Source organism: Streptomyces sp. NPDC051133, from assembly GCF_040682635.1.
Taxonomy (GTDB): Bacteria; Actinomycetota; Actinomycetes; order Streptomycetales; family Streptomycetaceae; genus Streptomyces.
Window position 1 is genome coordinate 181978 of sequence record NZ_JBFBBK010000009.1, and the last position, 19877, is coordinate 201854.

Here is a 19877-nt window from a genome sequence, read left to right on the forward strand (position 1 = left end):
GGCATGTTGGACCACCTGATCAAGGGTGTCACCGTCGTCGACGGCACCGGCGCCCCCGGCTACACCGCCGACGTCGGCATGCGCGACGGCCGCATCGCCGCCGTCGGAAGGATCACCGCAGAATCCCGTACCACCGAGGACGCCCACGGTCTCGTCCTCGCCCCCGGGTTCGTCGACCCCCACACCCACTACGACGCCCAGCTCTTCTGGGACCCGTACGCCACGCCCTCCCTCAATCACGGCGTGACCACCGTCGCCGCCGGCAACTGCGGCTTCACCCTCGCACCGCTCAACCCCGCCCGTCCCGAGGACGCCGACTACACCCGCCGGATGATGTCCAAGGTGGAGGGGATGTCCCTGGTGGCGCTGGAGGAGGGGGCGCCGTGGAACTGGCACTCCTTCGGGGACTATCTGGACGCCCTGGAGGGGCGGATCGCCGTCAACGCCGGGTTCATGGTGGGGCACTGCGCGCTGCGACGGCACGTCATGGGACCGGACGCGGTCGGCGGGCAGCCCACCGGGGAGCAGCTCGACGCGATGCTGCGGCTGCTGCACGAGGCCATGGACGCCGGTGCGTGGGGGCTGTCCACCACCCAGTCCCGTACGCACTCGGACGGCGACGGGCAGCCCGTGGCCTCCCGGCACGCCCGGCCGGAGGAACTGCTGGCCCTGTCGAGGGCGGTCGGTGAGCACGAGGGGACGCAGATCGAGGCGATCGTCGCCGGCTGCCTGGACCAGTTCAGCGACGACGAGATCGACCTGCTGGTGGAGATGAGCGCCGCCGCCGGACGGCCCCTGAACTGGAACGTGCTGACCGTCGACGCGGCCGTGCCGGAGCGGGTGCCCCGGCAGCTGAGCGCGAGCGAGCGGGCCCGGAAGGCGGGCGGGCGGATCGTGGCGCTCACCATGCCGATCCTGACCCCGATGAACATGTCCCTGGGCACCTTCTGCGCCCTGAACCTCATCCCGGGGTGGGGGCCGGTCCTCGGACTGCCCGTGCCCGAGCGGATCGCCAGGCTCCGGGACCCCGAGGTCAGGAGCGAGCTGCTGCGGCGGGCCGAGTCGAAGGAGGCGGGTGTCTTCCGGCGGCTCGCGAACTTCGGGCGGTACGTCATCGGGGACACCTACAGCGAGGCCAACCGCGGGCTGACGGGGCGGGTGGTGCGGGACATCGCCGCCGAGCGCGGGCAGGATCCCTTCAGCTGTCTGGTGGAGATCTGCGCGAACGACGATCTCCGTACGGTCCTGTGGCCGATGCCCTCCGACAACGACCCGGCCTCCTGGGCGCTGCGCGCCGAGACCTGGAGCCACGAGGACGTGCTGCTCGGCGGCTCCGACGCGGGCGCGCACCTGGACCGGATGTGCGGGGCGCCGTACACCACCCGGTTCCTCGGGGACTGTCTGCGCGGACGCAAGCTGGTCGGGCTGGAGCGGGCGGTGAAGATGCTGACCGACGATCCGGCGCGGCTGTTCGGGCTGCGTGAGCGGGGCCAGGTGCGGCAGGGCTGGCACGCGGACCTCGTGCTGTTCGACCCGGAGCGGATCGACGCGGGACAGGCCCGGCTGGTGCACGACCTGCCGGGGGACAGCCCGCGGCTGGACTCGAAGGCGATCGGGGTGCGCGCCGTGTGGGTGGGCGGGGTCGAGGTGCTCCGGGACGACGCGGTGACCGGGGCCGTACCGGGGAAGGTGCTGCGGTCCGGCACCGACACACGGACGGTGAGTACGAGGTGAGCGCGCCCCCCGAGCCGGCGGACGGTGGGCAGCGGCTGTTCGTCGGCGGGGAGTGGGTGGAGCCGGACCGCGGGCACTACCCGGTGACCGACCCGGCCACCGAGGAGACCGCCGGCTGGGCGCCGGAGGCCTCGGCGGAGCAGGCGCGGGCGGCCTGCGCGGCGGCCCGTGAGGCGTTCGGGGCGTGGTCGCGGACCCGGCCGGAGGAGCGGGCGGCGGTGCTGGGGCGGGCCGCCGCGATCATCCGGGAGCGGCTGGTGCCGTACGCCGATCTGGCCCGCGCCGAGTCCGGGGCGACGACCGGGACCGCGCGGGCCATGCAGGTCGGGGTGGCCGCCGCCCGGTTCCGCCGGTACGCCGGGGTGGAGCCCGCCGAGTGGGCCGTCACCCCGCAGATCAACGAGGCGGGCCCGATGGGCCGGGCGGGCGTGATGGGTGCGCTGGCCCTGCGTCAGCCCGTCGGCGTCGTCACCTGCGTCACCTCCTACAACAACCCGTGGGCCAACCCGGCCGGCAAGGTCGCCCCGGCCCTCGCCATGGGCAACACGGTGGTGGTGAAACCTGCCCCGCAGGACCCGCTCTCCGTCTACCGGATGGCGGAGGCGCTGCAGGAGGCCGGGGTGCCGCGCGGGGTGGTGAACGTGGTCTCCGGGCGGGACGTGGCCGTGGGGGAGGCGGCGGTGGCCTCCGGCGACGTCGACATGGTGAGCTTCACCGGCTCCACGGCCGTCGGCCGGCGCATCGCCGAGGTGTGCGGGCGGGACATGAAACGCCAGTTGATGGAGCTGGGCGGCAAGGGCGCGGCCCTGGTCTTCGACGACGCCGACCTCGGCTCGGCCGTCGCCGGCATCGGCACCACCTTCTCCTTCTACAGCGGGCAGATCTGCACGGCACCCACCCGGGTGCTGGCCCAGCGGGGGGTGTACGACCGCGTCGTCGAGCAACTCGGCGCGTACGCGGCCCGGTTGAAGGTCGGCGATCCGCGCGAGCCGGACACCGTCGTGGGGCCGGTGATCTCCGCCGAGCACCGGGCGCGCGTGGAGTCGTACGTCGAACTGGGCCGCAAGGAGGGCGCGACCGTGATCGCGGGCGGCGAACGGCCGCCGCTGGAACGCGGGTTCTACGTCGCGCCCACCCTCCTCGCCGACTGTACGAACGACATGCGGGTGGCCCGGGAGGAGATCTTCGGGCCGGTGGTCGTGGTGATCCCCTTCGACGACGAGGAGGAGGGCATCGCCCTCGCCGACGACTCCGAGTACGGGCTGATCGACTACGTCTGGTCCGGCGACGTCGCCAGGGCCTTCCGGGTGGCGCGGCGGCTGCGGGCCGGGGGCGTGGGCGTGAACACCGTCGGCCGCAACATGGAGGCCCCGTTCGGCGGGTTCAAGAAGAGCGGGGTGGGCCGGGACGTCGGCTCGTACGCCCTGCACGCCTACAGCGAGGTGCAGGCGATCGTGTGGCCGGGGTGAGGCCGGCGAGCGGCTCCGCGGGGCCGGTTCGCGGTGGTGGGCTACACCCCCCGTGTGCCGGCGCGTTCACCGCTCCAGGTCCACCCGCACCGTCAGCAGGCCGGTCCCGAACGCCCGTACCGCCGCGCTGTTGAAGCGGGGCAGGCCGCGCAGGCGGGCCACGGGATCGTCGTCGGGCAGGAGGTGGGCGGTGCCGTGGTGCCAGCGGCCGGCGATGCGGACACGGACCCTCGGGTCGGCCTGGATGTTGCGGACGTAGTTCGACTTCAGGCCGAACTCGGAGACCAGCCAGAAGGAGTCCCCGACCCGGCGGCCGCCGACCGGCGTCTGCCGGGGGAGGCCGGAGCTGCGGCCGGTGGTCTCCAGCAGGGTCTGGAAGGGCAGGCGCCGGTTGAGCGGGTTGGCGAGGTAGCGCTGGAAGCGGGTCACGACCCACTGCTTGCGTTCTGCGCGGCCTGACATGTCTGTCGCTCTCCTGCTCTCCGGGCGCGCTCGGGGCGCCCCGCGTGGATGGTGTGTCGTCCCCGTGCGGGCCCTGTGATGCGCGGACGGGCGTACTACGGACGCGTGTTAGCCTCCCCCGCGGTCATCATTCGACGCAACGGGGGAACGTGATGGGCGCGTCTTCGGACGGCTACACGGTCAGGTCCGGCATGTCCGGGCAGGCGACGGAACTGAACGGCGCGGGCGACGACGCGGGCCACATCCACCAGGCGATCTCCCCCGACCTGTGCTACACGCAGGACGCCCTGGGCGGGCCCGAGTCGGCGGCGGCGTTCAACGCGTTCGCCGCGGCCTGGCTGGACGACGCGTCCACGCTGCAGTCGGCGCTGCACGAACTCGCGGGCAAGGTGGGCCTCGCCAAGCGCGCCTACAAGGGCACCGACCACACCGTGGGGACGCGCGCCGCGGCCGTGTCCGCCGACGGGGCGGGCATCGGCGGCGGGATCACGACGATGCCGACGCCGGTGGGCGACGAGTACGTCACCACGATGCCGACGCCCGTCGGGAACGAGTACGTCACCACCATGCCGGTGCACGCCGACCGCCCGTCGTCCCTGACGAAGTACTGAGGGCGGGCCGCTCATGGGATTTTTGGACGACCTGAACCCCTTCGGAGCTCTGGACACCCCGGCCGGCCGCCGCTCCTGGCTGGCCGACCTGTGCACGAGCATTCCCAAGGCCGGGAACAAGAACGATCTGCTGGACCGGATCGACGACGCGCTCCTCGTCTCCGCGCCGGCCGGCGACACGGCCACGCTGGAGTCGCTCGGCAAGCGCTACCGCGGCCAGGTCGACAAGGCCGGTGATCTGCACGACCGCGTGGACAAGGTGGCCCGCAAGGGCCTGCCGGAGGTCTGGGCCGGCGAGACCAGCGTCCTCGCCTCGGACGGGGTGGCCGCCGCGGCCCGTGCCGCGACCAGGATGTCCGACGCGTTCCACGGCGGTGCGAAGGCGCTGCACGCGCTGGCCGACGCGCTCGGCACGGCGAAGAAGCAGGACACCGACGGCCGCGCCAAGATGCAGCAGGCGAAGCAGCGGCTCGGCCCGCGGGACGGCTTCTTCGACCTCGGCAGCCTGATCCTGACGGACCAGGAGAAGGCGGAGCGGAAGGCGGCCCTGACCGCGGGCCGTACCCTCGCCGCCGACGGGGTCGGTCTGATGCACCAGGCCGCCGTCACCGCGGACGACGCCGTCCGCGCCGCCGCCCGGGACCTGAACAAGTGGGCGGCCGAGGCCCGTACCGGCAAGATGCACACCGGTCAGCTCTCCGCGGTGGACCGGATGATGCTCGCCGACACCAGCGGCAAGGACGGCGCGGCCGACTACAACGAGATCCTCACCGCGAGCGACCTCGAACGCTCGGGCCGGGCCATGGACCGGCTCTCGGCGGGCGACCGGGCCCGGATGGACCAGCTGCTGGCGGGTGCGAAGACGCCGCAGGAGAAGGCCTACCTGATGAAGTCCCTCGCCGCGGGCCACGGTGTCAAGGACATCGAGGCGTTCGACGGGAAGATCCACGGCAAGGACGCGGCCTGGCTGCAGCGGCACCTGTCGCCGATCGTCACCGAGGGGGACAGCCTCAAGGACATGGGGACCGACCCCGGCAACGGCGCCAACGTCAACACCGACCTGCAGAGCTTCGACGGCCAGAAATGGGCCCAGGGCGGTGACGGCCAGGAGGGCACCTGTGTCGCCTCCACCACGGTCACCGCCCGCGCCATGGTCGACCCCGTCTACGCCCTGCAACTCACCGGCGGCCCGAGCGGGCGGGAGGACGACCCGACGGCCTTCCGGCAGCGGCTGATAGCCGAACAGCACCGGATGCACGTGGAGGGCCACGGCGGCGCCAACTGGGACGGCATGGACCTGAAGGGCCAGTCCGAGATCTCCAACAAGGAGATCAGCCCGGAGACCGGAAGCTCCTACCAGCTGCACGAGGTACGGGACGCCGACTCCCGGCGCGGCATCCTGCCGGACATCGAGAAGGCGGTGGCGGACGGCAAGCCGGTGCCCTTCGACGCCGAGGGGTACGACGCGGACGGCACGCGTCACGGGCACTCCATGATGATCGTCGGCCAGGAGGGCGACAAGCTGGAGATCTACAACCCGTGGGGGCAGACCACCTGGGTCAGCGAGGACGACTTCGTCAACGGCGGCATGGCGAAGGCCAGCGACAGCCGGCTGCCCGGCGCCTACGCGGTGCACCTGCCGCAGGACTGAAGAGACCGAGGAACCGAAGACCGACCATGACCTCACGCGCACCACTGCTCGGCCCGGCCGTGCTGCTCTGCCTGCTCGCCCTCGCCGGATGCGGGAAGGACGCCTCACGCGGCACCACCGGTCCCAGCGGTACGCCGTCCGTGACCGCCGAACCCGGCCCGACCGGCCGGACCACCGCCGCATACGGCCTCGACCACCGGACCGTCACCGTCGAGCCGGGCGAGGAGTTCTCCCTCACCGTCCCCTCGGCCGCGACCCTGGGTGAGCACTGGTTCCTCGCCGGTCCCGGGCCGGACAAGACCGTGCTGAAGTACCGGGGTGATCGGGAGACCGGCGACGGCAGCGACCTGGTCGGCAGTACCGGCGGTAGCCGGTCCTTCGACTTCACCGCCCGGGCGAAGGGGAAGACCACGGTGCGGCTGCTGCACTGCCCCCTGGACACCTGCACCGGCCCCGGCCCCCGCGACCGGTCCACCCTGAGCCCCACTCCGGGCGGCACGGCCTCCCCGTCGCCGTACCCCACTCTGACCGCCGACCCGCACTCCCATGCGGGGCCCGGCTTCTACGTCTTCACGATCACCGTCCGCTGATCCGGACGACCGGAACCGAGGCCCCCATGTCCCCAGCCCCCGGAAGCCGCACCGACGACGAGGTGCTGGCCGACACCGACGTCGCCGTGCTGCTGCGCTACGGCCTGGCCCAGGACGCCTTCCGCACGGCCCTGTTCGGCGACGGCGCCATCGCCGCGGCGGTCACCCTCGACCGGCTCGGCGTCCTGCCGCGCTCGCTGGTGTTCGTCGCCGAGATCGTCCGCTCCGGCGGCCTGGCGTACGCCGCCGGACTGCCCGAGCCGCTGCCGTCCCCGGAGCCGGCCGCGATCCTGCGGGACTGGCTGGCCGGGGCGGCGCAGACCGCGGCCACCCCGGAGGCGGAGACCCGCGCCGCCCGCTGGCTGGTGGCGGTCGCCGAGATCATCGCGATGCGCCGGACCACCCGCGAGGGCTCCGCCTAGCCGCCCGTGTCCGCGGTGTCCGCCAGCCAGTTGCCGTGGAAGCCGAACGGCACCCGGCCCGGCAGGTGGATCGTCGCCACCGGCGGCGCGGCGAGGTCGTCGGCGTCCAGGACCACATCGCCCTGGAGTACGGCCTGCGGTTCAACGCGATGCGCCGCGAGTGGGCCGAGTGGGCGGCGCGGCAGATCAAGTAGCGCCGAGGAAGACGGGATTGGTGAAGGCCGCCATCGCCCCCGGCACCGGACCCAGCGCCGTCTCGTGCCGCAACTCCGCCCGTACATAGGCCGAGTTGTCCGGAGTCGTACGCCACTCCACGGTGCCTGCCCCGGACACCGGGAGCGGATCGCCGGTGAACCGCACGCCCTGGTCGGTGACGAGCCGGACGGAACAGCGCGGGGCGCCCGAGACCTCCAGCCGGACGGTCACCGGGGTGTCGGGCGCCACCGCCAGCCGCCGCCCGATGCCCGCCCGTTCGCCGCCGCCGGCCGTGACGGTGAAGTCCAGCGAGACGGTCCTCGACTCGGCCACGTACGACCGGCCGGCCCTCAGGCCGTCCAGGATCGCCTCCCGGGTCAGATCGTCGGCGAGGACGACCGTCTGGGGATGGCCGACCACGTCCGGATCGCGGTGGGCGTCACTGTCGCCCATCGCGGGCAGCCAGCCGTCCCGTCCGCCCCCGCCGTCCCGGACGGAGGCGGCGAGCAGGCCGTCCCAGGCCGCCAGGGCGATCTCGTCGTCGGGCGTCCACATCCCGTTCCACACCTCGACCGCGTCCGCCTCCGCGAACCCGAACTTCCAGGAGCAGCCGACACAGTCGGCGTACGGATGGGCCGGCACGACCAGACCGCCGGCCCGGCGGATCTCCCGGGCGAAGTGCGCCCAGCGGTCGTCCCTGGCCCGGTAGCGCCAGTCGACGAAGGTGCCCGGCTCGGTGCCGAGGGCCAGCACATGGCCGTTCCGCGTGGTCACCTCCTCGCCGAGCAGCACCAGCAGGTCGTCACCGGCCGCGTCGGCCCAGTGGGCGTGCGAGGCGTTGGTGTTGTGGTCGGAGCTGTTGACGAAGTCCAGCCCGGCGGCCCGGGCCAGCGCCGCGATCTCGGCCGGGGTGCGGCGGCCGTCGGAGTGCCAGGAGTGCAGATGGCAGTCGCCGCGGTACCAGTCCCGGCCCCGGCCCCGGGCGCGGGAGGGCGGATGGACGGGCCGGGGGGTCTCGCCGGGCTCTCCCGCCGTCAGCGTGACGGTCACCTCGTACGACAGCCCCTGCGGGGCCACGGTGTACGGGCCGAGCGCGATGTGCCAGGTGCCGGGGCGGAGCGGGCCCGGCAGATACCCGGGGGTCGCGTCGTCGGCCCGCACGAAGAACTCGGTACGGGCCCCGCCGGACCATCCCCGGAACCCCGGCCCGCCGACCGCGGCCCCGCGCTCGTCGAAGAGCCCGATGTCGAGGGCGTTGCCGGGGGACCTGTCGTAGCTGTAGGAGACGTGCAGTTCGCGGGTGCCGGGCGGGACTTCGACGGGGAGGTGGACGTAGTCGGGTGAGCCGGGGGGAAGGGTGCCGCGCAACGTCGTCACACCCTCAACGTAAGCCCGCCCGGGGCCCGCCCGGAACCGCGCAACAAGCCACACCGGTCCCGCACGCACCCGTGCCCGGCGACCTACCAGTCGGTACGATGGCCCATGCGCATCGCCGTAACGATCTTCCTCACGGACGAGACCGTCACCCCCGTCCGGCTCGCGCGGGAACTCGAATCGCGCGGCTACGCCGGCCTCTACCTCCCCGAGCACACCCACATCCCCGTGGACCGCACGACCCCGTACCCCGCCGGCGGCGACCTGCCCCGCGAGTACGGCCGTACCCTCGACCCCTTCGTCGCCCTGGGGCAGGCCGCCGCCGTCACGGAACGCCTCGGACTCGGTACCGGGATCACCTTGGTGGCCCAGCACGACCCCATCGCCCTCGCCAAGCAGATCGCCACCCTGGACCATCTCTCCGGCGGGCGCGTCACCCTCGGCCTCGGCTACGGCTGGAACGTGGAGGAGGCCGCCGACCACGGAGTCGTCTGGCGCACCCGCCGGGAGCTGGTGCGGGACCGGATGGCCCTGATGCGCGCCCTGTGGTCCGAGGAGCCGGCGGCGTACGAGGGCGAGTTCGGGAGCGTGCGGGCCAGTCACGCCCATCCCAAGCCGGTGCAGAAGCCGCGCGGCCCGGTGACCGGCCCCCGCACGCTCGTCGGCGGCGCCGCCGGGCCCGGGCTGTTCGCGCACATCGCGGAGTACGCCGACGGCTGGATGCCGATCGGCGGACGCGGGCTGGCGGAGTCGCTGCCCGCCCTGCGGTCGGTGTGGGCGGACGCGGGCCGGGACCCGGCCGCGCTGCAGGTGGTGCCGTACGCGGTGCTGCCGAGCCCGGGAAAGCTCGCCCGGTACGCCGACTCGGGCGTCGAGGAGGTGGTGGTGCAGCTGCCGCCCGCGGAGGAGGCGGAGGTGCTGCGGGTGCTGGACGCGTACGGGAGTTTCCTGTAGGCGCGGTTGGGCCCACGGCACTGATCAGGGGCTACGTATGCTCGAGGGATGACGACTTCCGCGACCTCCGGAACCGGCCCGACCGAGAACTCCATGCGTCGCGCCCTCAAACGCGCCCGGGACGGCGTCGCCCTCGACGCCGCCGAGGCGGCGGTGCTGCTGCAGGCCCGCGGCGAGGCCCTGACCGACCTCGCCGCATCCGCCGCCCGGGTGCGGGACGCGGGCCTGGAGGCGGCGGGCAGGCCCGGCGTCATCACCTACTCGAAGAGCGTCTTCATCCCCCTCACCCGGCTGTGCCGGGACAAGTGCCACTACTGCACCTTCGTCACCGTCCCCGGCAAGCTGCGCCGCGCCGGGCACGGGATGTTCATGTCCCCGGACGAGGTGCTCGACATCGCGCGCAAGGGCGCCGCGCTCGGCTGCAAGGAAGCCCTGATCACCCTCGGCGACAAGCCCGAGGACCGCTGGCCGGAGGCGCGCGAGTGGCTCGACGCGCACGGCTACGACGACACCATCGCCTACGTCCGGGCCGTCTCCATCCGCATCCTGGAGGAGACGGGCCTGCTGCCCCACCTCAACCCGGGGGTGCTGACGTGGACGGACTTCCAGCGCCTGAAGCCGGTCGCGCCCTCCATGGGCATGATGCTGGAGACCACCGCGACCCGGCTGTGGTCCGAGCCCGGCGGCCCGCACCACGGCTCCCCGGACAAGGAACCGGCCGTCCGGCTGCGGGTGCTGGAGGACGCGGGGCGCTCCTCGGTTCCCTTCACCTCCGGGCTGCTGATCGGCATCGGCGAGACGTACGAGGAGCGCGCGGAGTCCCTCTTCGCCCTGCGCAAGGTCTCCCGGGCCTACCACGGCATCCAGGAGCTGATCATCCAGAACTTCCGCGCCAAGCCCGGCACGGCGATGCGCGGCATGCCGGACGCCGAACTGGACGACCTGGTCGCCACGGTGGCGGTGGCTCGGCACATCATGGGCCCGAGTGCCTGTCTGCAGGCCCCGCCGAACCTGGTCGACTCCGAGTACGGGCGGCTGATCGGCGCCGGCATCGACGACTGGGGCGGGGTGTCGCCCCTGACCATCGACCACGTGAACCCCGAACGTCCCTGGCCGCAGATCGAGGAGCTGGCCGCGAAGTCGGCGGCGGCGGGCTTCGAGATGCGGGAACGCCTCTGCGTCTACCCGGAGTTCGTGCGGCGCGGCGAGCCCTGGCTGGATCCGCGCCTGCGCCCGCACGTGAGCGCGCTGGCCGACCCGGAGACGGGCCTGGCCCTGGCGGACGCGGCCGTCGAGGGCCGCCCGTGGCAGGAGCCCGAGGAGGCCTTCGTGCCGACCGGGCGCACGGATCTGCACCGCACCATCGACACCGAGGGGCGCGGCGCCGACCGGCGTGACGACTTCGACGAGGTGTACGGCGACTGGGAGTCCCTGCGCGAGGCGGCGGCCCCCGGCATGGCGCCGGAGCGCATCGACGGGGACGTGCGGCAGGCGCTGCGCACGGCGGCCGACGACCCGACGCGGCTGACCGACGCCGAGGCGCTCGCCCTGCTGCACGCGGACGGACCCGCGCTGGACGCGCTGTGCCAGGTGGCCGACGACGTCCGCAAGACCGCGGTCGGCGACGACGTGACGTACATCGTCACCCGCAACATCAACTTCACCAACGTCTGCTACACCGGCTGCCGCTTCTGCGCCTTCGCCCAGCGCAGGACGGACGCGGATGCGTACACGCTATCCCTGGAGCAGGTCGCGGACCGCGCCCGGCAGGCGTGGGACGTGGGCGCGGTCGAGGTCTGCATGCAGGGCGGCATCCACCCCGACCTGCCGGGCACGGCGTACTTCGACATCGCCAAGGCGGTGAAGGAGCGGGTGCCGGGCATGCACGTGCACGCGTTCTCGCCGATGGAGGTGGTGAACGGCGCGACACGCACCGGCATGTCGGTCCGCGAGTGGCTCACGGCGGCCAAGGAGTCCGGCCTGGACTCGATCCCGGGCACGGCGGCGGAGATCCTGGACGACGAGGTCCGCTGGGTGCTGACCAAGGGCAAGCTTCCGGCGGCCACCTGGATCGAGGTGATCACGACGGCGCACGAGCTGGGCATCCGCTCGTCCTCGACGATGATGTACGGCCATGTCGACCAGCCCCGCCACTGGCTGGGCCACCTGCGCACGCTGGCCCGGATCCAGCGCGAGACGGGCGGTTTCACCGAGTTCGTGACCCTGCCGTTCATCCACACCAACGCGCCGGTGTACCTGGCGGGCATCGCGCGGCCCGGCCCGTCCTCGCGGGACAACCGGGCGGTGACGGCGATGGCGCGGCTGCTGCTCCACCCGCACATCCCGAACATTCAGACAAGTTGGGTGAAACTGGGCACGGAGGGCGCGGCGGAGATGCTGCGCTCGGGCGCGAACGACCTGGGCGGGACCCTCATGGAGGAGACGATCTCCCGCATGGCGGGCTCGTCCTACGGCTCGTACAAGTCCGTCCGTGACCTGGTGGCGGTGGCCGAGGCGGCCGGCCGCCCGGCGAAGCCCCGTACGACGCTCTACGGCGAGGTCCCCGAGGAGCGGCAGCGGGCGGCGCGGGCCTCCGACGGGCATCTGCCGGACCTGCTGCCGGTCCTGGACTGAGCCGGGACTGAGTACGATGATCCGACCCCGGATCCGAGAAGGGGCCCCGTAGCGGAGGAGATGCGTACCCGTGGCTGCCCGACTGCCCTCCTGGGCCTGGGTCACCGGTCTGACAGCGGGGGCGACCGCGGCCGTCGTCGCCCTCGCCGTACAGGCGGACCACGGGCCGCATCCCACGGCCGCCGTGGTCCGGCCCGGCGCGTCCGCGTCGCCGCACGCCCATGCGCCCAAGGCCCCGCAGCACTCGGCACCGCCGGCCCTGCCGGACGCGTCCGGACAGGGCCGCCGGATCGTCTATTCCCTCTCCCGGCAGCGGGTGTGGCTGGTCGACGCGACCGGCAAGGCGGCCGGGACCTTCGCGGTGTGGCCGGGCACGGTGAGCCCGCAGCCCGGCCGGTACTCGATCACCCTGCGCACCCAGTCCCTGAAGGGCTCGGACGGCGTGGAGATCGAGCACGTGATGTACTTCACCAAGGTGTCCGGCGTGAACATAGCCTTCTCCAACGCCCTGGACGGCGCCTCGCCGCCGCCCGCGGAGGGCAAGAAGCTGGGCGGCATCCGTATGCACAAGGAGGACGGAGCCGCGCTGTGGTCCTTCGGTGAGCAGGGCCTCACGGTGGCGGTCGTCAAGTAGTCGCGGTCGCGTCCGCGTCACGCCGGCCGCCCGGCAGCTGGTTGACGATCAGCGCGACCCCGCTGAGGGTGAGGATCCGGGTCGCGGCGTCCAGCCCGTTCCAGGTCTTCGACTGCCACATCGCGAACCACTCACCGCCGATCGCGATGAACCCGGCGCCGAAGAGCAGCAGCAGCATCAGCAGCCCGTAGGTGGAGACGCGCCGCGCGAGGTCGTGATCGCGCCGCGCCCACAGACAGGTGCCCCAGACGAGCACGAGGGCCGCCACCGTCTCCCACACGATGATCGCGACGTACGCGGTGTCCTCCAGAGCGGTGCTGGTGATCGCCCGCCACATCAGGTCGGAGTCCTTGAACGTGGTGTCCATCGCCAGCACATGCCGTACGAACTGCTGGTTCGTTCCGAAGTCGGTGATGTTCCCGAGGGCCACGAGGGCGATGTAGAGCGCGAGTATGCCGGTGAGCACGCCGGCGGCCAGGCTGAGGCCGGTGGTGCGTGTGGGGGTGGTGGTCATGGCTGAATTCTCCCCTGCCGGCAGCCGACTTCTCACGTGGTCATTGCGCCAGAATGAGGTGCGGGCCTCTGGGGGGAAGGGCGGGCGTACGGATGGCGCAGGCACGGCCGTCGATGCAGGAGCTGATCGGGCGGCGCAGACGGGCCGGCTTCGTCGGCCGGAGCGATGAACGGGCTGTGTTCCGGGAGAACTTGGAGCTTCCCCCGGAGGACGAGCGGCACCGCTTCCTCTTCCACGTCCACGGCAACGCGGGCGTCGGAAAGACCTTCCTGGTGCGGGAGTTGGAGCAGATCGCGCGGGAGCGCGGCGCGCTGACGGCCTACGTCGACGAGAGCGCCGGGAGCGTGCCGGAGGCGATGGCGGCGATCAGCGGCCAACTGGCCCGCCAGGGACACCGCTTGAAGAAGCTGGAGGAGGCCCTCGCGGCCCACCGGGAGCGACGCCACGAGGCGGAGGCCGAAGTCGCGGCCCTGGAGCCCGCGCCCGAGGGCCCGTCCCCGCTGACCACGACGGCGGTACGGCTCGGCATGGCGGGCGTGGGCGCGCTGATACCCGGCGCCGGTGCCATCGTCGGCGCGGTGGACGCGGGCCAACTGGCCGAGGGGGCGGCCCGCTTGAGAGCCAGGCTGAGCGCGCGCTTCCGCAGTCAGGAGGATGTGCAGCTGGTGCTGTCGCCGGAGCGGGTGCTGACGCCGAAACTGCTGGACGAACTGTCGGACGCCACCGCCTCGGTGCCCTGGCTGGTCCTTCTCTTCGACACCTACGAACGCACCGGCCCCTTCCTCGACGGCTGGCTGCACGAGCTGATGACCACCGACCGCTACGGCGCCCTTCCCGCCGAGGTCATCGTCGTCACCGCCGGCCAGCGCCCCTTCGACACCGCCCGCTGGGGCGGTTTCACGGACTTCATGACGGACGTGCCGCTCGGCCCGTTCACGGAAGCCGAGGCGCGTGGTCTGCTCGCGGACCGGGGAGTGGTGGTGGAACCGGTGGTCGCGGAGGTGCTGCGGCTGACCGGCGGCCTTCCCGTCCTCGTCTCCACCCTCGCCGAGACCCGCCCCGCCGACCCCGACGACGTGGGTGATCCGAGCGCCACGGCGGTGGAACGGTTCCTGAAGTGGGAGCCGGATCCGGTACGCCGAGCGGTGGCCCTGACCTGCGCACTGCCCCGGCGTCTGGACGCCGACGTGTTCCGGGCGGCCGTGGCCTGCCCGCAGGAGGAGGCCGAAGCCCTCTACGGCTGGCTGCGCGGGATGCCGTTCCTCATCGACCGCGGTACCTGGGACGAGTACCACGACGTCGTGCGCACCCCGATGCTCCGCATGCAGCGCCGTCGCTCACCGAGGCGCTGGGCGGAGCAGCAGCGCGAGCTCGCGGGGATCTTCGGCGGCTGGCGGCGGGAACGGGCGGCGGACCTCGTGGATCCCTGGCGGGACGCGTCCTGGCGGGGGCTGCTGCTGGCGGAGACCTACCACCTGCTGTGCACGGGGGACCCGGCGGCGCTGCGGGTCGCGCTTCAGGACGCGGTACGGGCGTGCGGTCTCGGCGACGAGGAGGCCCGCCGCTGGGCGGAGATGCTGGCGGAGGCCGGGCGGGACAACCAGGACGAGACGGTGCTGCGCTGGGGCCGCGACCTGCTCGCCGCGGTCGAGGCCCCGACCACCGCCGAGGCGCTCACCCTGCTGCTCGACCGCGCCGTCCTCGACGCCACGTCCCGGGCGCTGGCGCACACGCTGCGCGGAGACCTCCTCCGCGAAGCCGGCACCCCCGAGCGTGCCCTGGCCGAGTACGACAGGGCCGTCGCCGTCGATCCGGCGCTGGCCCTCGGGCACCGCGGCAAGGGCTACGCCCACGGTGATCTGCGCGACTACGAGGCGGCCCTGGAAGCCCTGGGCCGGGCGCGCGCCCTGGAGCCCGAGAACGCCATGACGCTGGCCTACCTGGGTGAGTGCGAGCGCGCCGCCGGCCGCTTCAGCGACGCGCTGCGGGCGCTGGACCGGGCACTCGAACTCGACCCGACGCTCCGCGTCGCCTGGGCTGCACGCGGCGCGACCCATCACGCACTCGGTGAGTACGACCGGGCACTCGCGGACCTGGACCGGGTGCTGGAGATCGACCCGGACTACGTCTGGGCCCGGGTCCGCCGGGCCCGGCTGTGGCGGTCGCGCGGGGACCGGACGCGGCAACTGGCCGATCTCCACCACGCCGTGGGAGTCGCCCCCGAGCCCTGGGTGCTGTGCGAGCGGGGGGACGCGCTCGGCGCCGTCGGCCGGGAGGAGGAGGCGCTGGCCGACTACCGGCGGGCCATCGACCTGGACGGCGCCTACCCTTCCGTGTACGCGAGCCGGGGCGCCCTGCACGGCGGCCACGGCCGCGACGAGGAGGCGCTGGCGGACCTCGACCACGCGCTGCGTCTCAACCCGGACTACCCCTGGGCCCTGGCCCACCGCTCCATGGTTCACCGCCGCCGGCGCCGCCACGACCTCGCCCTCGCCGACGCGTATCGCGCCGTGGAACTGGACCCCACGGGGGCCTGGGCCCTGTCGATCAGGATCCTGGCCGACCTCAGTGTCGGCCGGCTGGCACAGGCGGTTTCCGGCCTCCAGCGGTACCGGGCGCTGGGCGGCGACGCCGGCTGGGCCGGCCAACGGCTGGCGGAGGTCCACCTGTTCGAGGGGCGGTACGAGGAGGCGCTGGCGGAGCGGGACACCGCCGCCGTCCGGTTCGCCGTGCACCTGGGGCGGCGGAACTGGTCCCTCGCCCGGCAGGCGGCCGAACGGCAGCGGGCGGTCCACGCGGCCGGCGGCCTGCTGGCCGTGGCCCTGGCGGTCAGCGGAGGAGAGGGGGTGGCCGCCGCCCGGCCATGGTGGCACGCCTTCGCCGACGCGGCCCGGCAGCCGGGCGTCTACGGCCCCTCGGCGCGCGACGTCGTCGAGGCCGTGATCGGCGCGGGCCTGCAGAACTGGCCCGGACTGGACACCCGGCTGCACCGGGTGTCCGCCGTGGCGCACGACTGGACGGACCTGGTGGACCTGGCCGACGGCCTCGACGTGCTGCTGCACAGCCCCGGCGCCGACCGGGCCAGGATCGCCCCCCGCCTGACGAGGGCGAAACAGGCCCGGGACGCGATGCGGGCGCGCTACGCGAGGTGAGCGGCGACACCCGCCGCATCCGGTCCCGGTGGCGGGCCGGGCCCGAACGGCCGGCGGGGGTCCGCCGGCCGGCTCCGGCTAGTCGACGTTGACCGGACCGTCGTCCGACTTGCGGTCCTTGGCCGCGTGCAGCTGGAGCAGGTCGCTGCCCTTGCGCTCGTCGGGGCGGTGGCCGTCGGAGTCCTGGCCGCCCAGGTTCTGCCGTACGGAGTCGAGGATCGTCAGACCCTGGGACACCAGTCCGGCGGCGATCTCACCGAGGCCGTCCGCGCCGTTCAGGACGTTGACGTTGGCGCCGGCCAGGCCGCCTGCGGCCTCCTTCACGATCTGCGGGAGCTGGTCGATCAGCATCCGGTCGAGCGCGACCCGGTCGTAGGAGGCCGCGGCCTCCGCCTGGATCTTCATCCGCTGCGCCTCGGCGGCGGCGAGGATCCTGACCCGCTCGGCCTCGGCCTCGGCGGGCTTCACGACCTCGGCCACGAGCTGCTGCTGGCGCAACTTCGCCTGGCGCTGCGCCAGTTCCGTCTGGGCGGCGAGCACCTCCTGCTGGGCGTGGGCCTGGGCCAGCGGTCCGGCCTGCGCGGACTCCGCCTGGGCGCGGTCCACCTCGGCCGAGTACTCGGCCTTGACGATGGCCGTCTGCCGGGCGTACTCGGCCTGCTTGCGGGCCGCCGCCTGCTCCGCCTCGACCGCGGCCTGGGTGGCCTGCGCCTGGGCGATCTGCGCCTGCCGCTGGATGGCCGCCTTGTGCGGCGCGGACATCGCGTCGATGTAGCCGGTGTCGCCGTCGTCGATCGACTGGATCTGCAGCGAGTCCACGATCAGGCCGATCTTGGCCATCTCCGTCTTGGAGGTGTCCAGGACCTCCGCGGCCAGCTTCTGCCGCTCGGTGACGATCTCCTCGACCGTCATCGAGCCGATGATCGCCCGCAGGTGTCCCGCGAAGATCCGGCCGGTCAGGACGGACATCTGCTCCTGGTCGGAGAGGAACCGCTGGCCGGCGTTGATGATGCTCTCGTGGTCGTTGCCGACCTTGAAGGCGATGACCGCGCGGACGTGCAGCGCGATGCCCTGGCGGGTCACGCAGGTCTCGGTGACCTCGGACTCGCACATCGACAGGGTGAGGAAGCGGACCTTCCTGAAGACCGGCAGCACGAACTTGCCGTGCCCTGTCACCACTCGGAACGGCGCGCCCCCCAGTCCCCGCCGGCCCCCCGAGATCAGCATCGCCTCGTCGGGAGCGGGAACGCGGTATCCGAACATGCTTGTTCTCCTCAGCCTGCGCCGGCGGTGCCTCCGCCGAGCGCGTCCAATGGATCCACCCACTCGATGACGCCGACTTCGCGGCATCCACGTGATTCGATCACGAGCACGGTCGCGCCCACCGGCAGGGGCTCCTCCGACCAGGCGAGGAAGGTCTCGGAACCGCCTCTGACCCGCACCAGGACCTCGCCGGGCCCGGCGGATCCGCGCGTTCCGATGAGTACCTTCCCCGTGCAGCCGATCACGGCCTCGTCCTGCGGCATCACCGGCCGTCCTCCTCGTCCTGGCCTCAGGATTCAGACGATAGACCCAGGAGGGCCGGTGGCCCAACGGGTGGGACTCAGCGCCCTGCCGGCTCCCCGGTCACCGCCGGCCGCACCTTCGTCAGCAGCAGGTCCAGGAACTGGTCCGGGTGCCGGAAGGACGCGAAGTGACCGGCGTCCCGGATGAGGGCGAAGTCCTTCAGCGGGGCCGTCACCTCGTCGTAGAAGCGGCGGGCCGGCTCCGGTGGGGTGAGGACGTCGCTGTCGCCCTGGAAGAGGAAGAACGGGAGGCGGAAGGTGGTGCCCTCGGCCCGCTCGTCGATCGTCGACGCCTGCGGGCCCAGCTGTTCGGAGAACGTCATGCCCTTCAGGTACGTGCGCAGGTCGCGCAGGGTGTGGAGCGGGGAGAACCAGAGGGAGCGGATGATGACCGTCTTCATCGTGTCGTAGGTCAGCGGGTCGGTCGTGACCACCGTCTTCGAGTACCGGGCCCACTCGTGCGTCGACCAGGCGGAGCGGTCGGCGCCCATGGCCGCCACCTTCGCCCGCTCCTTCTTCCTGCCCGCCTTCTCCAGGCGGGCCAGCAGCGCCTCGTACGCCGAGGTGTCACGGCCCCCGTCGACGATGTTCTGGTCCGTGCCGACGTACGCCGAGTACCGCTCGGGGTGGTTGCGGGCGAGGCGGAGTCCGGTGACCGAGCCGAAGCTGTTGGCGAGGAGCACCACCCTGTCCACGCCCAGGCGGGCGCGAATGTGGTCCGTCACCTCCAGGGCGTCCCGGTACAGGCGGTCCAGGATCATCTCGCCCTGCCCCTGCGGGCCGCTCGCCGCGAACGTCCGGCCGGCTCCCCGCATGTCCCAGCGGACGATGGTGAAGTGCCGCTCCCAGGCGCGGGTGCGGGGGACGTGGATGAGGTTGGAGGCGCCGGGGCCGCCGTGGACCTCCAGGACCACCGGGTTCGCCCGGTCGTCGCCGCGCACGGAGATCCACTGGTCGATGCCGCCGATGCGGACGTACGAGGACTCGTCGATGCCGTTCGGGGTGGTGATGCGCAGGGTCTTGGCGTGGGCGCGGCGCTTGAGGGCGCGGTAGGTCAGCAGCATGGTGTTCCCCCTAAACTGTTTATGTCATCAGCCGTTCTGGCGTTTACGGTATATACAGTTGTCGGGCGGAGTCAACGGGCTTCCGCGCACTCGGACGGAAGGGACCTCGTGGCCGGACGGAACAAGGAGCACCAGGACAAGCCGCGCGACGCCCGGGCGGTCCTGGCGCTGCTGTGGGGCGAACAGGAGCAGCCCACGCGCGGGCCCAAGCCGACGCTGTCCCCGCGGCGGATCGCCGCGGCCGCCGTCGAACTGGCCGATGCCCAGGGCCTGGACGCGGTCTCGATGAGCAAGGTCGCCGCGGAGTTCGGCGTCTCGGCGATGGCGCTCTACCGCTACGTCCCCGGCAAGGCGGAACTGGTCGAGCTGATGATCGAGTCGGTGCTCGCCGAGGTCCCCGACCTCTCGGCCGCGGCGGGGGACTGGCGGGCCGGCGTCCGGGAGTGGGCCCGCCGGTGCCTGGACCTGTACCGGGCGCACCCCTGGGCGCTCGCCGCCACCGCGATGCGCCGCCAGGTCATGGGCCCGCACCAGCTCGGCTGGCTGGACGCGGCGCACGCCGCCCTGGAGCCGACCGGCCTGCCCGCCGCCCAGCGGCACCAGGTCTTCGTCCTCGTCGTCGGCCTGGTGCGCAGCCTCGCGCAGCAGACGGCCGACTTCGACGCGGACGAGGACCGCGAGTGGAACCGGCTCACCGGTGAAGTGCTCGAACGCCACGCGGACCGGTTCCCGGCCCTGACCCGGGCCATCGCCGACGGCGCCTTCGAGCCGGCCGGAGCCGACCCGCTGGCGTTCGGGCTCGACCGGATTCTCGACGGGGTCGAAGCGCTCATAGCTGTGCGGGAATGACCC

17 protein-coding genes and 1 pseudogene are annotated in these 19877 nt (G+C 73.0%); 11 read left to right on the forward strand and 7 right to left on the reverse strand.

Features of this window, described 5'->3' with window-relative positions; translation table 11 throughout:
- Positions 1-3: 3 nt before the first annotated feature.
- On the forward strand, positions 4-1734 hold the full coding sequence (locus tag AB0N17_RS12795; protein ID WP_366011251.1) for a D-aminoacylase: 1731 nt from the start codon (positions 4-6) through the stop codon (positions 1732-1734).
- On the forward strand, positions 1731-3203 hold the full coding sequence (locus AB0N17_RS12800; protein ID WP_366011252.1) for an aldehyde dehydrogenase family protein: 1473 nt from the start codon (positions 1731-1733) through the stop codon (positions 3201-3203). The genes AB0N17_RS12795 and AB0N17_RS12800 overlap by 4 nt, the downstream gene beginning before the upstream one ends.
- A 66-nt stretch (positions 3204-3269) precedes the next feature.
- Here the strand turns inward: AB0N17_RS12800 and AB0N17_RS12805 are convergent, their stop codons facing one another.
- Positions 3270-3665, reverse strand: coding sequence for a nitroreductase/quinone reductase family protein (locus tag AB0N17_RS12805; protein ID WP_366011253.1), 396 nt, complete (start codon positions 3663-3665; stop codon positions 3270-3272).
- A 152-nt stretch (positions 3666-3817) separates the two neighbouring features.
- Here AB0N17_RS12805 and AB0N17_RS12810 point away from each other — a divergent pair, with 152 nt between their 5' ends.
- The 4 genes from AB0N17_RS12810 to AB0N17_RS12825 are packed head-to-tail and all read left to right on the forward strand — an operon-like array spanning position 3818 to position 6939.
- Positions 3818-4276 carry a hypothetical protein gene (locus tag AB0N17_RS12810; RefSeq protein WP_366011254.1) on the forward strand — a complete coding sequence of 153 codons (459 nt, stop codon included), beginning with the start codon at positions 3818-3820 and terminating at the stop codon, positions 4274-4276.
- A gap of 13 nt (positions 4277-4289) precedes the next feature.
- Entirely contained in the window at positions 4290-5927 is a 1638-nt protein-coding gene (locus AB0N17_RS12815; RefSeq protein ID WP_366011255.1) for a peptidoglycan-binding protein, read from the forward strand.
- Positions 5928-5953: 26 nt separating this feature from the next.
- Positions 5954-6517, forward strand: coding sequence for a protease inhibitor I42 family protein (locus AB0N17_RS12820; RefSeq protein ID WP_366011256.1), 564 nt, complete (start codon positions 5954-5956; stop codon positions 6515-6517).
- Between the two features lie 26 nt (positions 6518-6543).
- Positions 6544-6939, forward strand: coding sequence for a hypothetical protein (locus AB0N17_RS12825; protein ID WP_366011257.1), 396 nt, complete (start codon positions 6544-6546; stop codon positions 6937-6939).
- On the opposite strand, the pseudogene AB0N17_RS12830 reads toward AB0N17_RS12825, so the two are convergent.
- A pseudogene (locus AB0N17_RS12830) lies at positions 6936-7055 on the reverse strand (carotenoid oxygenase family protein); the annotation flags it as partial. The gene AB0N17_RS12825 and the pseudogene AB0N17_RS12830 overlap by 4 nt on opposite strands.
- 70 nt (positions 7056-7125) lie before the next feature.
- Positions 7126-8511 (reverse strand): CehA/McbA family metallohydrolase, encoded by a 1386-nt coding sequence (locus tag AB0N17_RS12835; protein WP_366011259.1) that lies wholly within the window; start codon positions 8509-8511, stop codon positions 7126-7128.
- Between the two features lie 105 nt (positions 8512-8616).
- On the opposite strand from AB0N17_RS12835, the gene AB0N17_RS12840 reads away from it, so the two are divergent.
- From AB0N17_RS12840 to AB0N17_RS12850, 3 genes are all read left to right on the forward strand, one after another.
- Positions 8617-9462 (forward strand): LLM class F420-dependent oxidoreductase, encoded by an 846-nt coding sequence (locus AB0N17_RS12840; protein ID WP_366011260.1) that lies wholly within the window; start codon positions 8617-8619, stop codon positions 9460-9462.
- Positions 9463-9510: 48 nt separating this feature from the next.
- Positions 9511-12096, forward strand: coding sequence for a bifunctional FO biosynthesis protein CofGH (locus AB0N17_RS12845; RefSeq protein ID WP_366011261.1), 2586 nt, complete (start codon positions 9511-9513; stop codon positions 12094-12096).
- Positions 12097-12166: 70 nt separating this feature from the next.
- Positions 12167-12730 carry a hypothetical protein gene (locus AB0N17_RS12850; protein WP_366011262.1) on the forward strand — a complete coding sequence of 188 codons (564 nt, stop codon included), beginning with the start codon at positions 12167-12169 and terminating at the stop codon, positions 12728-12730.
- Here the strand turns inward: AB0N17_RS12850 and AB0N17_RS12855 are convergent.
- Positions 12723-13244 (reverse strand): DUF2165 domain-containing protein, encoded by a 522-nt coding sequence (locus tag AB0N17_RS12855; protein ID WP_366011263.1) that lies wholly within the window; start codon positions 13242-13244, stop codon positions 12723-12725. The genes AB0N17_RS12850 and AB0N17_RS12855 overlap by 8 nt on opposite strands.
- 92 nt (positions 13245-13336) lie before the next feature.
- On the opposite strand from AB0N17_RS12855, the gene AB0N17_RS12860 reads away from it, so the two are divergent.
- Positions 13337-16396 carry a tetratricopeptide repeat protein gene (locus AB0N17_RS12860; RefSeq protein ID WP_366011264.1) on the forward strand — a complete coding sequence of 1020 codons (3060 nt, stop codon included), beginning with the start codon at positions 13337-13339 and terminating at the stop codon, positions 16394-16396.
- A gap of 78 nt (positions 16397-16474) precedes the next feature.
- On the opposite strand, the gene AB0N17_RS12865 is transcribed toward AB0N17_RS12860, so the two are convergent.
- From AB0N17_RS12865 to AB0N17_RS12875, 3 genes are all read right to left on the reverse strand, one after another.
- Complete coding sequence (locus tag AB0N17_RS12865) at positions 16475-17659, reverse strand: SPFH domain-containing protein (RefSeq protein WP_366011265.1); 1185 nt, start codon at positions 17657-17659, stop codon at positions 16475-16477.
- Between the two features lie 11 nt (positions 17660-17670).
- A complete protein-coding gene (locus AB0N17_RS12870; RefSeq protein WP_366011266.1) occupies positions 17671-17922 on the reverse strand; it encodes a hypothetical protein in 252 nt (83 codons plus the stop codon).
- Between the two features lie 77 nt (positions 17923-17999).
- Positions 18000-19025, reverse strand: coding sequence for an alpha/beta hydrolase (locus AB0N17_RS12875; RefSeq protein ID WP_366011267.1), 1026 nt, complete (start codon positions 19023-19025; stop codon positions 18000-18002).
- Between the two features lie 108 nt (positions 19026-19133).
- On the opposite strand from AB0N17_RS12875, the gene AB0N17_RS12880 reads away from it, so the two are divergent.
- Positions 19134-19874: a TetR/AcrR family transcriptional regulator gene (locus tag AB0N17_RS12880; protein ID WP_366011268.1), complete on the forward strand. Its 741-nt coding sequence runs from the start codon at positions 19134-19136 to the stop codon at positions 19872-19874.
- Positions 19875-19877 lie beyond the last annotated feature (3 nt).